This is a genomic window from Neptuniibacter sp. QD48_11, assembly GCF_047778095.1.
In the GTDB taxonomy this organism is placed as follows: domain Bacteria; phylum Pseudomonadota; class Gammaproteobacteria; order Pseudomonadales; family Balneatricaceae; genus Neptuniibacter.
This window is the reverse complement of sequence record NZ_CP180551.1, coordinates 2,352,976-2,367,186: the sequence shown is the minus strand read 5'-3', so window position 1 is coordinate 2,367,186 and position 14,211 is coordinate 2,352,976. Positions and strand designations below refer to the sequence as shown.

Genomic DNA, 14,211 nt, shown 5'->3' with positions numbered 1-14,211 from the left:
AGTTTTATTGTACCCCCTACTATCTGAGAATAAGGTGTCTATTTAATTTGGTTTAGGTAGTTAGTTAAGCGATCCTTATTCATCACAAACGTAGCGCTTAGCTCAGCCGCATTGGTTTTTACTTCTTCTAGGTTTGTTGGTTTACCTGCTACAACGACCCCCACCATTGCCATCATCGCGTGTGGACGGCATTTGTATACGTACACGCCTTCCTTATCGACGGTGAAAGAAACTTCTTTCATCATTTTTCCTTTCCAGCCTGTCGAACCCGCAGGGATTAGGCTGCTGATTGATTCAGAGTTGTGACCTGGATCTGTAGGTTGGAATGTAACGGTATCACCTACTTCTACATTTAAAATGGCAGGCTCAAAAACCATGGAGCCGTCAGGACCTGAATTTTTCATCATGACTGTATGATCAGCAGCATTAGCAAAATTGGCACATACAGCTAGAGCTAGGCCCGCGCTTAAAGTTTTAATATTCATCGTATGTATTCTCTCTATCTGGTAATGAAAATAATAATGATTATTAAATCATTTGTGGGTGTTGTGAAACATTATTACTTAGAAGTATAAAAATCAAAGGTGTATACGTGCTTAATGACTAGACGGTTTTATGATGGCTGGGCAAAGATCTTTAGATTTTTTAGGAGCCTCTATTTCAGGCATCTTATCCAACTGATTAGCTCCATATATTGCGATAAGCAGGGGAGAAGCAATTACGAACACTAGGAAGCCAGCCATCAACTGCCCTCTCATCCCTTTGCGAATCGGTGTCGGTTTAAAAACTTTGTAGCCCTTAGGTGGGAATTGCGCTTGTATTAACCCTTTGAAAGCCATGGGGAGCATCGTTATGGCAAGGATTAGGAAGATCGAAATAGGTATTCCAATCAGTAAAAGGTGCCAAAGATAATCAGCCCCGTTTAGGCCAAACAGACTGTAACAGTGAGGCTGTTCTGCAAGTCGGGTGATAGATGGGAATAGCCAAAGCTCGCCAGCGGCTATGAGAACAGCGCCTAATCCCATAAACAGGATTATGAGCTTTATCTTCTCGCGCTTTGTGTATTCCGGTGCGTAATCCATCTGGTCTGCCCTGCCCATATTGGAGATGAAAGCTTAATTTATAACCTTACCACTTGTCGCGCCGAGTTATAAATTAAGCTTGGACAGTCAGTTAATAATTAAGGGCGTTGTGCTTCGCCGCCAAAGGCTTCAATTAGAGCAGGGAATAGCTTGCTGAACTCTAGACCCATTTGAACCATATCGGCATCGAATTGAGCGATTTCGTCTTCCGCTGCTTCGTCGGCCATTTTCTCCTGTAGCTGTTCGCTCAGTTTTAGACGTTTGATAGACAGATCTTCTTGCAGAGTAATCTTGAGTTGCTCATCCCATTCTAGAGCGAGCTTAACTACACGCTTGCCTGCTTCTAGGTGAGCAACAAACTCTTCATCTTCTAGTTGTTGGCCTTTGATTCGAATTACGCCGCCTTCTAAAACGTTATCACGTAGCTCACATTCATCTAGTACTTCAAAGCCTTGTGGGATGCTGTCGTGTTGCTCCAACCAATGTGACATAACGGCAGAAGGTGATTGGTTTACATCAGGCAGTGTGATTGGCAGACTGCCTAATGTGCCACGAAGATGACTTAGTAGCTCTTCTGCGCGTTTATGGCTAGAAGCATCTACTGCAATCCAGCCAGCTGCAGGGTTGATCAGAGCGGTGGTCTGCTGGAATTTACTGAAGGCACGAGGCAATAGATCAAGAATCACTTCATCTTTCAGTTGGTCGCGTTCTTTCTTGTACACTTTGCGTGCTTGTTCATGTTCGATGACCGCAACTTTTTCGCCAACGGCGTCTTTAATAACGGCGCCGGGAAGGATCTTTTCTTCCTTGCGTGCAGCCACCATAAACATACCGTGTACCTGATGCGCGTGAACATCATCTAATAAGTGACATGGCGATACCCAGCCATAACGGCTAAGTTCTTGGCTTTTACATGGATGAAAAGCGTGTTCGATAAGTTTTTCTTGCAGCTGCTCTTGAGTGTATTCAAACGCTTCAGTTAGGCGATAGAAAATTACATTTTTAAACCACATAGCAGCTCCAGAAAACGAAAAAATTGGCAGAGCATGGTAGGCAAGATTTGTACGCGATGGAAGAGAAAATCTGCAATTGGCTGAAATAAAAGAGAGGTGAAGAATTAGCTAGCGGGATAAGTAAGAAAGGGATAAAACTGACGGCAGCGATTAGATTGGGCTGCCGTCAGGTTTTAATTAGATGCCAGCGTAAGCAAGAAGGGTATGTACTGGTACACCTGCATCTTGGATTTTGCTAGAACCTTGTAGGTCTGGCAGATCGATTAGTGCTGCTGCTTCTGACACTTCCGCACCAAGTTCTTTGATGAGACTGCACGCTGCTAAGATAGTGCCACCTGTAGCAATCAGGTCATCAAATACCAAAACGCGATCGCCTTCCTTCACAGCATCAGTCTGCATCTCTACAGCTGCAGTACCGTATTCAAGCTGGTATTCCTGATGAATGGTTTCACCCGGTAGTTTGCCTTTTTTACGGACGAGTACCAAAGGAATGTTCAGGTGGTAAGACATGATGGAGCTGATCAAAAAACCACGAGCATCAATACTCGCAATATGCGTGATGTCACTGTCGATATAGCGCTGGATAAATGCATCAGAGATCATGCGAAGCGCTTTAGGATCTTTAAATAGTGGAGTGATATCGCGGAATTGAACGCCTGGCTCCGGCCAGTCTGGGATCGTACGAATTACGGATTTCACATAACATTCGTCATATGACATGAAGAACTCCTTAGAAACAGCAGGTTTTGACACAGCTCAATGTTTTATTACGCAGCAAAAGCTTTAATAAATGCGTTGGGTTACACATTGAGATGGCTACTTAATTGTGCGACTAAATAAGCACCGGTTGCGAAAGCGATCGGTGCTTTTTTATGTGTAGGGGCTAACTGCAAGTGCCTTTGCCACATTGAGCAGTTACAGGCTCTTCAGCGTCCTTAGCTGGACACTCGCCAGATAGTTCGTAAAGTTTATCCAGATCCTGGATATGAACCTCTTTACCTTCAACTTGTAATAGTTCGGACTTCTGGAAGCGGGTAAAAATTCGACTTACGGTTTCAACTGCAAGGCCTAGATAGTTACCGATCTCGTTACGCGACATCGATAAACGGAAACTTGTTTCAGAATAACCACGTGCTTTAAAACGCATCGATAATTTCACAAGGAATGTTGCAACACGTTCTTCAGCATTCTTCTTCGATAGGAGCAGCATCATCTGTTGCTCTTCACGGATCTCTTTACTCATCGTACGCAGCAGTTGGCGGCGTAATTCAGGTAACTGACCGGAAAGTTCGTCCAAACGCTCGAACGGAATTTCACAAACCGTAGTTGTTTCGAGGATTTTTGCAGATACAGGGTATTCGTTGTTATCAAAACCGCTCATACCAACCAGTTCACCTGGGAAGTAGAACCCGGTGATCTGCTCTTCACCTTCATTTGTGATTGTGTAAGTTTTTACTGTGCCGACGCGGATGGCATAAACACTCGCAAATTCTTCGCCTTGGTGGAAAAGATGCTCGCCTTTTTTCAGTGGGCGGCTTTTGTCGATAATGTTGTCCAGGCGTTCCATCTCTGTCATATCCAGAGATACGGGCAGACACAAAGAGCTCAGACTACAAGTGTTGCAGCTTACCTGCTGTAGACTACGTAGTTTTCCATCAGTTGCCTTGTTATCACTCATAGTGCGATCCTGTCGTGGTTATATCGAATGGCTACCCACTGATTATGTAATATTTCCGTAAATACGGAAAGTTAAATAATCTTCGAGAAACGCTGTGAACTCTGATCTTTTGGTATATATGCATCAAATGCCATACATATACGACGAATCAATAGGCGACCAGCAGGAGAGACTACAATCTCATTTGCATTCATGCTGATTAAGCCATCTTTAGTAAATGCTTCTAGCTCAGCAATGGAAGTTGCGAAATAGTCGTCGAAAGCAATATCAAATTTTGATTCAACCGCTGTTTTGTCTAGCTCAAAGTGGCAGATTAGCTGTGTGATTACATGACGACGGATGATGTCATCTTGCGTCAGGCTTACACCGCGCTTAATTGCATGAGCGTTACTATCTACTGCAGCACTGTAATAAGGCATGTCATGCTCATTTTGATAATAAACAGAGCCGATTTGGCTAATTGACGAAACGCCCATAGCGACAAGGTCGCACTCTGAATGAGTCGTATAGCCTTGGAAATTACGATGTAATTTACCTGTGCGCTGAGCAATGGCTAGCTCATCATCAGGCTTAGCAAAGTGGTCCATACCTATATAAACATAACCTGCATCAAGCAGCTTATTAATGGTGGATTCTAGAATCGCAAGCTTAGTCTCTGGGCTAGGCAGTGTTTCTTCCTGAATATGACGCTGCGGACGGAAACGGTCTGGAAGATGAGCGTAGTTGAATACTGAAAGACGATCTGGATTCATTTCGATCACAGTATCGAGTGTTGCGTTAAAACCTTCGAATGTTTGGTAAGGAAGTCCGTAGATCAAATCTAGGTTCAGGGAACGGAAACCTAATCTGCGAGCTTCTTCTAGAATTGCTGCTGTTTGTTCTACTGACTGAACGCGGTTTACTGCTTCCTGAACTTTTGGATCGATATCCTGTAGACCTAGACTGATACGGTTAAAACCGATCTCTCGTAGGACTTTGATTGTTTCTAGGCTTGCTTCACGAGGATCAATTTCGATGGAGTAATCACCGCTATCGTCATCAAGAAGGTTAAAGTTTTTGCGCATTTCAGCCATTAGCTCGACCATCTGCTCGTGGCTAATGAATGTTGGAGTACCGCCCCCCCAATGTAGCTGAGTTACTTTGCGGTCATTGCTGTACCACTTAGATAGTTGAGCCATCTCTTTATAAAGTGTATCCAGATAAGGCTGTGCTTTTTTGCGGTTGCGCGTGATCACTTTATTACATGCGCAGTAGTAGCAAACATGCGCACAGAATGGGATGTGAACATACAGCGAAAGTGGATCATTGATGTCCGCAGAGTTTTGTCCGGTTGTTACTAGATCACTAGGAGACAACTCTGGGTCAAACTGAACAGCAGTAGGGTAGGATGTATAACGAGGACCCGATAGGTCGTATCGTTTGATCAAGTCCAGATCCCATTTAATCAGATTGTTATCCACGTTTGTCTTCCTCTGTAATCAGTTTCTTGCGAAAAGTGCTCAGTTATTGTTGGAATATTCCCATCCAAGGGATGCTGTATAAGCCCATTCCAATAATGATTGCGCCCGAGATATGTTGGGTCAGACGCTTCTGAAGAATTTGTTTAACTTGTTGGGCCAGTACACCGGTTAACAGCATGGCAGGCAAAGTGCCTACGCCAAATGCCGCCATCAATTGTGCGCTGGTTAGCCAGTCGGATGCTGCTGAAGCCCAAATTAAAGTGCTATAAACCAAACCGCATGGCAGCCAACCCCATAGGCCACCCAGCATGATTGCTTGTCCGATATTTCTAACCGGTAGAAGCTTACTCGCAGCGGGACTAATCTGTTTCCACAGTACACCGCCTGCTTTTTCTAGGTGAGTTAAACCTTTCCACCACTGGGCAATGTAGAGGCCCATGAAAATAAGCATCAATCCGGCAAAGCTGCGAAGTACGAGTTGCAGTATAGGATCGGTTAATAACCAACTCAGGCTACCTAAAATGGCGCCTGCAGTTGCATAGCTAATAATGCGCCCAGAGTTATAGCCGAGTAAAAGTAGGAAGCCCTGACCTCCCTTAGGGGAGCTAAGGGAAACGGTGGCAGCTATGCCACCGCACATACCTAGACAATGCGTACCGCCAAGCAAACCTAATAAGAATGCTGTAGGTATGACAAGTGCTTCAGTCATTGCCTTTGTCAGTCGGTTTTACTTTTGCATCATCCGGAATCAGATCTTCGTCATCATCATAGAGAATGCTATGTGCAGGGCTGTCTAGATCGTCGTACTGGCCGTTGTTAACGTTCCAGAAGAAAGCCCAGATAGCAAAGCCAATTAACAAGATGGCAATGGGGATCAGCAGGAAAATTATATCCATTGAAACTACATAACCCTAATTTTCAAATGTGCTTATTCTACCTGATTTTGCATAACCGCGTCAGGCTTAGCCGACTGAGTACCCTGATCTCTGTCATGGGAATGGACAGAACCTCGGGTTAATTTGTTCAGGCGCATCGCATTACCGACTACGACCAATGAACTTGCCGACATACCGATCGCTGCCATATAGGGAGCAATGAAGCCAAAGGCCGCTAATGGTAAAGCGCTTAGGTTATAGCAAAGTGACCAAGCTAGGTTCTGCTTAATGATTCTTTGAGTCTTTCTCGCGAGCAAAATACCATCAGCCAGACGCAATAGATCGTGGCTGATCAGTACGCCATCCGCATTGGTTTTAGCAAGATCAGAAGCGCCGCCCATAGCGATAGACGTTTGAGCGCCTGCAAGTACAGGGATGTCGTTAATACCGTCACCTACCATAATTACATGTGCACCATCTTCTTGCAGCTTATTAACATGAGCAAGCTTCTCTGCAGGTGATACGCCAGAGATAGTGGTATCTATCCCTAGTTGGCTTGCTACTTCCGCTACCGCTGAAGAGTTATCGCCCGTCAGCATCTGACAGTTAAGCCCCATCGAGTGAAGGATCTCAATTGTCTGTTTCGCTTCACGGCGAATCTGGTCATTGAGGCGGAACCATGCTAGTGCTTGAGTCTCATTACACAGTAGCAACCACTGCCCACTTGTTTCAGGTAGCGATGGCTGGCTTTGCGTTAGGATCTCGCTCGCGTAATCAGGTTTACCAATACGGTATCTTTGATTGTCGATCACTCCTTCGATGCCTTGACCAAGTGTTGCTTTGATCTCGGTTGCTACTAGATCACCTTGTTGATCGTGGAACGCTTGTGCAATTGGATGTTCACTGTGCTTTTCAAGCGCAGCAGCAAACTTGGTACAGGCGTCTTGATCATGATCCGCTAGAGGAACCACTTCTTGAAGACTGAGGTTACCCTCGGTTAGCGTGCCTGTTTTATCGAAAACAACATGAGTTGCCGTCGAAAGGCTTTCAAGAACATGGCCTCGGGTAATTAATAAACCGTTTTGGCGCAGTGTTCCTGTGGCAGCAGTGAGTGCTGTCGGAGTGGCCAATGAAAGCGCACAAGGACAAGTGACTACCAGTACAGATAGGGTAATCCAGAATGCATGAGCAGGCTCTACGAAGTACCAACCTGTCGCTACAACGGTTGCGGTGACTAAGACCGCCGCTACAAAGTAGCTAGCAACTTTATCAGCAATCTGAGCAACTTTAGGTTTGTCTTCTTGAGCACGATCGAGCAAACGAACAATGGCTGATAGTTTGGTCTCGTCACCCACCTGAGTGATTTTAATCGTGATCGGGTTTTCGACATTAATCGTGCCGCCAACAACCTTGTCATCGATATCTTTGCGAATAGGTAGGTATTCACCCGTTAGCGCAGCTTCGTCTACTGAGCTGCTACCAGCAATGATGATGCCATCAGCAGGAATCGTATGGCCTGGTTTGACCAAAACAATATCGTCTAGCTTAAGCTCTTGAGCGGGTACTAATTGCTCTTCACCATCGACTAGTTTGATAGCACTAGCCGGTAGTAAGTTGAGGAGTGCATTACCCGCTTTGCCTGTTCTATGACGGGCCTGCATTTCAAGGTAGCGGCCAATTAACAGGAAGAAGGTGAACATAGTAACGGAGTCGTAATAGACCTCACCACTATTCGTGATGGTTGCCCAGACACTGGCTAAATAAGCTCCACCGATTGCGATAGAGACAGGGAAGTCCATGGTTAAGTGTCGAGTTTTAAGATCCCTTAGCGCTGCAATAAAGAAAGGACGTGCAGAATAAAGGATTACTGGGGTTGCAATGACTAAGCTAGCCCAGCGGATAAAGCTGACATACTTATCTTCCATGCCCTGTAGAGCACCGCCATAAAGCGCGATAGCAAACATCATTGTCTGCATCATGCCGATGCCGGCAACACCTAGACGGCGAGTTGCACGCTTACGTTCCTGCTCTAAGAGCTGCTCTTCTTTGTCAGGGTGGTAAGGGTGGGCTTGATAACCAATTCGGTATATCTCAGCCATGATTTTGCTGAGTTTTGCTTGGGATTTATCCCAAGTGATACGAGCGCGGTGGTTAGTCAGGTTGACCTTAGCTTTACTTACGCCCTCGATATTACTGATGTGGTGATCGAGTAACCACACGCAAGCTGCACAGGTAATACCTTCGATAACCAGTGTGGCTTCGGAGCTAGATTCATTAACTTTGACGAAATTGCTTTGCACATTTTCGTCATCGTAAAGCTCAAGTTCAAGAAGCAGTGTTTCCGGAAGGTCCTTAGTGTTAAGCTCCGGCGAGTAGGCTGCTTCAGTACGATGTTTGTAATAATTGTCCAAGCCACTATCTACAATAGTCTGTGCGACTGCTTGGCAGCCTGGACAACACATATCTCTACTTTCACCGTTAATTACAGCACTATAGTTACTACCCGGGGGGATAGTAAGGCCGCAGTGGTAACAGTCAGTAGACTTTACTGAGTTAAGGTTGCTGCTCATTGTTCGTGGGCAGGTTTAAACTCAATTGTATTCTGATCGTATGGTGGATGTGCCTCTGCACGGAGGTTCCAGTTGCGGGCTTCATCCTTCAGGATCAGATAACGCTTACCTTGTAGCAGGCTCTTTAAGCTGCCTGTATAGGCTTCAGTGCCAGGAACTTGCTTAAGCAGAATACTCTGATCGTATTGCTGGTGAGTAGGGTGAATGATACTGAGGCTAAGGAACTCTGGAAGGTAATCGCCTTTGCTCTTGAATTTCAGCATTAGGTCGCCAGTTGTATTATCGAGATTTAACTGACCACTAACGCCAAGGTCGATCGCTTCTTGAGACTGACTTTTATCTACAAAATGGCCTCGGGCTACTTTGTAGTAGTCATCTTTTACCAAACCGTCATGTGTAACGATGGATAGGTAAAGGTAAAAAGTTCCGTAAAAAACTACGGCAATAATCGGTGATAAAATAAACCAAAGCCAAGGCTGTTTGTACCATGGGCCGGGGATGTTGTTGTCGCTGTCACTCATGTATCAATACCCAAAAAAAAACTGTCGTATCCAAAACTGGAACACCCAGTTTCAGACCGACAGCTATTCTACCTTATTTCTAAAAGAAGGGGCCTAGAATTTATTCTAATCGACCCTTCTTTTGACCTAGCGCTTAGGTGCAGGGCCAATAAAACGGTTTTCAACTTCTATAACAATGTCGGTATTGTCCGTTGCTATCACTTTGAAGTTGATATTGTTATTGGCTTTGCTTAGGTATTTCTTCTTAATGTTTAATCTAATTGGAAGATCAATTAGCTCACCTGCTTTGATAGTGACCTCGGATTTGCCAATGTATTCAAGGCCTTCAATACCTGTCACAGATATAGTGTAGCTATGATCAACTTGCTCTTTATTGGCAAGTTTCAGTGTATATACATTCTCGATAACACCTGAAGTGACTTCTGTATATAGCTGCCCACGATCGCGTAAGATATCGACTTCTAACGGAATGCGGCTATATATTGTGTAGGCAAACGCGACACACATCGCACATAAAACAGCGAAGTAACCGATTAATCTAGGACGCATGATGTGCGTTTTATTACCGTCAAGTTGATGCTCAGTTGTGTAGCGTACGAGGCCTTTTTCGTAACCGACGCGTTCCATAATGTCGTCACAGGCGTCAACACAAGCACCACAGGCTACACACTCATATTGCAGGCCGTCGCGAATGTCGATTCCCACTGGGCAAACATAAACACAGTTGTAGCAATCAATACAGTCGCCTAAGCCTTCTGCTTTATAGTCAGAGCCTTTTTTACGTTTGCCTCGGCTTTCACCGCGTTTCTCGTCGTAAGAAATGATCAAAGTGTCTTGGTCGAACATAACTGATTGGAAGCGAGCGTAAGGGCACATGTAGATACATACCTGCTCACGTAACCAGCCAGCGTTGCCATAGGTTGCTACGGCAAGAAAGCCTAACCACCACATCTCCCAAGGGCCAAGTTCAAAACTAAAGATGCTTGGGATAAGCTCGCGAATTGGAGTGAAGTAACCAACAAACGCGATAGCGGAAATAATAGAGAAGGCGACCCATAGGAAGTGTTTTGCGCTTTTTCTAAGTAATTTTTCTTTGCTCCAGCCTTTAGATTTATCCAGCTTCATTCGCTTGTTGCGATCACCTTCGGTGAAGTTCTCTATCCAGATATAGATCCAAGTCCAAACGAATTGCGGGCAAGCGTAGCCACACCATAATCGACCGGCAAATACGGTAAAGAAGAACAGGGCAAAGGCAAGAATAATCAGTAGCCAAGACAGTAACATAAAGTCTTGTGGCCAGAAGGTGCTACCAAATACATGGAATTGTCTGTTGGGCAGGTCAAACAGAACGGCTTGTCTGCCATCCCATGTGATCCATGAGAAGCCAAAGAACATCAATAGCATGATAAAGCTAGAGCCTTGGCGTAAGGTTTTAAAGATACCTTTGTAATTCTTTACATAAATATGCTCGCGTTTGGCATATAGGTCGTACTCTTGGGATTTTTTCTTGCTCTTGGGTGTGACATCTTGAACCGGGATCTGATTCATATCGTTGCTCACATACTCACCAGTGAAAGTTAAACTCATCAGAACTAATACGCTCACCATGTATTAGCAAAGTTGAATATTATAATAGATCCTCAAAAAAAAAGGCGACATGATCTACATCATATCGCCTTTATTTTAGTTCAACTATCTAATTACTTTTTAGATAGGCTGTAAACGTATGCAGTGATCAGGTGAATCTTCTCATCGCTTAGTAGGTCTTTATGAGCTGGCATTACACCATTACGACCAACGCGGATAGAGTGAGCCACTTTTTCGAAGCTACCACCGTACAACCAGATGTCATCAGTTAGGTTAGGTGCACCTAGGATAGGTAGACCTTTACCGTCAGTACCGTGACAAGCAGTACATAGTGCTTGGAATTGACCTTTACCGCGAGCTGCGCCTTCTGCATCAGCTTCTGCACCGCTTAGAGATAGTACGTAGTTAGTTACGTCACGTACGCCTTCTTCGCCTAGTACAGCGCCCCAAGGTGGCATGCCGCCGTTACGACCGTTAGCAATAGATGTCTTGATAGTCTTCTCGTCACCACCGTACAACCAATCGTTGTCCGTTAGGTTAGGGAAACCGTGTGCACCTGTTGCTGCTGTGCCGTGACATAGAGAACAGTTGTTCGCAAACATACGCTGACCCATTTTTAGGCCTAGTGCGTTGTCTGGGTGCTGTAGCTCTTCTGCAGACATAGCTGCGTATTTTGCAAAGATCGGCTTGTACGTCTCTTCAGCGTGAGCCATTTCTTCTTCCCACTGGCCAGTAGAAGTCCAGTTCAAGAGACCTGGGAAACTACCTAAACCTGGGTAAAGAATAAGATAAACAATGCCGAAAACAACGGTGCCCATAAACATCTGGAACCACCATTTTGGCAGAGGGTTATCGTATTCAGCAATGCCATCAAATTCATGGCCTAATGTTTCTTCAGTTGTATCTTGGTGCGGCTGACTTTTGCGAGTAGCAATCAATAGCCAAGCACAACCAAGAATTACAGCTAGGGTAATCACTGCTACCCATGCGCTCCAAAAAGCACTCATTTTTCAATTCTCCCGTCACTGGCCTCTGTATTGTCCGGTTTCATCTCGTCTGCCTCATCAGGTTCGTTCAGAGGCATATTGGCTGCATCGTCGTACTTGTCTTTATTTTTTGGATTAAGCACCCAAACAAATAGCGCCAAGAACGTAATCAGCATGATTACCGGTATATAAGGGCCATAAACTTCGTAACTCACGCGTTACTACCGCTTGTTAGTGTATTCAGAATGCATTTTACCCAGTGCTTGTAGGTAAGCTACAACAGCATCGATCTCGTATTTGCCCTGAACTTCTTTCTGGGCATTAGCGATCTGCTCGTCAGTGAAAGGAACACCAACAGCGCGTTGTGCTTCAAGCTTCTTAGCAGTGTCTGCACCGGTTAGTTTGTTTTCAAACAACCATGGGTAAGAAGGCATCTTAGACTCAGGTACAACGTCACGAGGGTTGTACAAGTGAGCGCGGTGCCAATCATCAGAGTAACGACCACCTACACGAGCTAGGTCTGGACCTGTACGCTTAGAACCCCATAGGAATGGGTGTTCCCAAACGTGCTCATTCGCAGTTGAGAAGTGACCGTAACGTTCCGTTTCAGCACGGAAAGGACGGATCATCTGACTGTGACAAGTGTTACAACCTTCACGGATGTAGATGTCACGGCCTTCAAACTCAAGCGGAGTGTAAGTACGTAGGCCTTCAATTGGCTTAGTAGTAGAAGTTTGGAAGAACAGAGGAACGATCTCTGCTAGGCCACCACCGCTGATTACGATGATGATAAGCAGAATCATCAGGCCAATGTTCTTTTCTATCGTTTCGTGTTTGATCATTTCTATCTGCTCCTATGACCTTAAGCTGCCTGTGCAGAAGCTTGAGCTTCTGGTGCAGTGCTGCCTTTACGAACAGTCTGCCAAGTGTTGTAGGCCATCAGAATCATACCAGTCAGGAAGAACATACCGCCCAACCAACGAACAAAGTAACCAGGGTGAGAAGCTTCTAGTGCTTCTACGAAGCTGTAAGTCAAAGTACCGTCAGCGTTAACTGCACGCCACATTAGACCCTGTAGGATACCGTTAACCCACATCGCGCAGATGTATAGAACCGTACCTACTGTCGCTAGCCAGAAGTGAGTGTTGATAAGACCAACGCTGTACATCTGAGCTTTACCGAATAGGCGAGGGATCATGTGGTAAACCGCACCGATAGAGATCATTGCAACCCAACCCAATGCACCAGCGTGTACGTGACCAACAGTCCAGTCAGTGTAGTGAGACAGTGCGTTTACTGTCTTAATAGACATCATTGGACCTTCGAACGTAGACATACCGTAGAAGGAAAGAGATACAACAAGGAAACGAAGAACTGGATCCGTGCGAAGCTTATGCCAAGCACCAGATAGAGTCATCATACCGTTGATCATACCACCCCAAGATGGAGCAAGAAGGATCAGAGACATAACCATCGCTACAGACTGAGTCCAGTCAGGAAGCGCTGTGTAGTGAAGGTGGTGACCACCAGCCCAGATGTATGTCGCAATCAACGCCCAGAAGTGAACGATAGATAGACGGTAAGAGTAGATTGGACGTTCAGCTTGTTTTGGTACGAAGTAGTACATCATACCTAGGAAGCCAGCTGTCAGGAAGAAACCTACAGCGTTATGACCGTACCACCACTGGATCATCGCATCTACAGTACCGGAGTAGATGGAGTAAGACTTCCACATAGAAACAGGGATAGCCATGCTGTTAACGATGTGTAGAACAGCTACAGTGATGATGAATGCCATGTAGAACCAGTTACCTACGTAGATGTGAGATGTCTTACGCATCTTCACAGTACCTAGGAATACAATAGCGTATGCAACCCACACGATAGTGATTAGCAGGTCGATTGGCCATTCTAGCTCAGCATATTCTTTGGAAGAAGTTAGACCTAGCGGCAGAGTAATTGCTGCTGCAAGGATAACTGCTTGCCAGCCCCAGAATGTAAACGCTGCAAGGCCATCAGAGATCAGGCGGCGTTGGCTGGTGCGTTGAACTACATAGTAAGATGTTGCAAACAGGGCACAGCCGCCGAATGCAAAGATAACTGCGTTAGTGTGCAGTGGACGTAGACGACCGTAAGTCAGCCACGCTGTATCAAAGTTTAGTGCTGGCCAAACCAACTGTGCAGCAATTAGGACACCGACGGTCATACCGACGATACCCCAAATTACTGTCATGATGGCGAACTGGCGCACCACTTTATAATTGTAGGTGGGGTGTTCAGTTGCTGTGCTCATGTCAGGCTCTCATCAACAAGCTATTTATGGAAATTTTGAGTTTCGCAGGCAATTATCTTGGAATAGGGCCTTATTTTCAATGTGTTTAGGTCATTCAATGAGGCATTTTGTCGCAGTTGCGAAATTTCTACCTAGGTATTGTTTGC

Annotated in this window: 15 protein-coding genes; all 15 read right to left on the bottom strand. The window is 45.3% G+C overall.

All coding sequences use genetic code 11. The features are described 5' to 3' along the window. Positions 1 to 38 precede the first annotated feature (38 nt). Positions 39 to 485, bottom strand: a complete 447-nt coding sequence (locus tag ACMXYU_RS10885; protein WP_415898657.1) for a pseudoazurin — start codon at positions 483 to 485, stop codon at positions 39 to 41. A 111-nt stretch (positions 486 to 596) separates the two neighbouring features. Beyond that, positions 597 to 1,082: a hypothetical protein gene (locus tag ACMXYU_RS10880; RefSeq protein WP_415898656.1), complete on the bottom strand. Its 486-nt coding sequence runs from the start codon at positions 1,080 to 1,082 to the stop codon at positions 597 to 599. 98 nt (positions 1,083 to 1,180) lie between these two features. After that, complete coding sequence (gene rdgC, locus ACMXYU_RS10875) at positions 1,181 to 2,095, bottom strand: recombination-associated protein RdgC (protein WP_415898655.1); 915 nt, start codon at positions 2,093 to 2,095, stop codon at positions 1,181 to 1,183. Positions 2,096 to 2,272: 177 nt separating this feature from the next. Beyond that, positions 2,273 to 2,815: an adenine phosphoribosyltransferase gene (locus ACMXYU_RS10870; RefSeq protein WP_415887636.1), complete on the bottom strand. Its 543-nt coding sequence runs from the start codon at positions 2,813 to 2,815 to the stop codon at positions 2,273 to 2,275. A gap of 163 nt (positions 2,816 to 2,978) precedes the next feature. Next, positions 2,979 to 3,773 carry a fumarate/nitrate reduction transcriptional regulator Fnr gene (fnr, locus tag ACMXYU_RS10865; protein ID WP_415884058.1) on the bottom strand — a complete coding sequence of 265 codons (795 nt, stop codon included), beginning with the start codon at positions 3,771 to 3,773 and terminating at the stop codon, positions 2,979 to 2,981. A 71-nt stretch (positions 3,774 to 3,844) separates the two neighbouring features. Then, positions 3,845 to 5,233, bottom strand: coding sequence for an oxygen-independent coproporphyrinogen III oxidase (gene hemN / locus ACMXYU_RS10860; protein ID WP_415898654.1), 1,389 nt, complete (start codon positions 5,231 to 5,233; stop codon positions 3,845 to 3,847). Between the two features lie 43 nt (positions 5,234 to 5,276). Then, positions 5,277 to 5,942: a sulfite exporter TauE/SafE family protein gene (locus ACMXYU_RS10855; RefSeq protein ID WP_415898653.1), complete on the bottom strand. Its 666-nt coding sequence runs from the start codon at positions 5,940 to 5,942 to the stop codon at positions 5,277 to 5,279. After that, positions 5,935 to 6,129, bottom strand: coding sequence for a cbb3-type cytochrome oxidase assembly protein CcoS (gene ccoS / locus ACMXYU_RS10850; RefSeq protein WP_415884061.1), 195 nt, complete (start codon positions 6,127 to 6,129; stop codon positions 5,935 to 5,937). Before ccoS ends, ACMXYU_RS10855 begins: the two co-directional genes overlap by 8 nt. Positions 6,130 to 6,161: 32 nt before the next feature. Next, positions 6,162 to 8,678, bottom strand: coding sequence for a heavy metal translocating P-type ATPase (locus ACMXYU_RS10845; protein ID WP_415898652.1), 2,517 nt, complete (start codon positions 8,676 to 8,678; stop codon positions 6,162 to 6,164). Continuing rightward, complete coding sequence (locus tag ACMXYU_RS10840; RefSeq protein WP_415898651.1) at positions 8,675 to 9,199, bottom strand: FixH family protein; 525 nt, start codon at positions 9,197 to 9,199, stop codon at positions 8,675 to 8,677. The genes ACMXYU_RS10845 and ACMXYU_RS10840 overlap by 4 nt, the downstream gene beginning before the upstream one ends. Before the next feature lie 126 nt (positions 9,200 to 9,325). After that, complete coding sequence (ccoG, locus tag ACMXYU_RS10835) at positions 9,326 to 10,747, bottom strand: cytochrome c oxidase accessory protein CcoG (RefSeq protein ID WP_415901119.1); 1,422 nt, start codon at positions 10,745 to 10,747, stop codon at positions 9,326 to 9,328. Between the two features lie 152 nt (positions 10,748 to 10,899). Further along, a complete protein-coding gene (ccoP, locus tag ACMXYU_RS10830; protein WP_415884064.1) occupies positions 10,900 to 11,793 on the bottom strand; it encodes a cytochrome-c oxidase, cbb3-type subunit III in 894 nt (297 codons plus the stop codon). Next, complete coding sequence (locus tag ACMXYU_RS10825; RefSeq protein WP_415884065.1) at positions 11,790 to 11,987, bottom strand: cbb3-type cytochrome oxidase subunit 3; 198 nt, start codon at positions 11,985 to 11,987, stop codon at positions 11,790 to 11,792. The genes ccoP and ACMXYU_RS10825 overlap by 4 nt, the downstream gene beginning before the upstream one ends. A gap of 6 nt (positions 11,988 to 11,993) precedes the next feature. Then, positions 11,994 to 12,611 (bottom strand): cytochrome-c oxidase, cbb3-type subunit II, encoded by a 618-nt coding sequence (gene ccoO / locus ACMXYU_RS10820; RefSeq protein WP_415884648.1) that lies wholly within the window; start codon positions 12,609 to 12,611, stop codon positions 11,994 to 11,996. A 23-nt stretch (positions 12,612 to 12,634) separates the two neighbouring features. Further along, positions 12,635 to 14,065: a cytochrome-c oxidase, cbb3-type subunit I gene (gene ccoN / locus ACMXYU_RS10815; protein WP_415884066.1), complete on the bottom strand. Its 1,431-nt coding sequence runs from the start codon at positions 14,063 to 14,065 to the stop codon at positions 12,635 to 12,637. Positions 14,066 to 14,211: the final 146 nt, after the last annotated feature.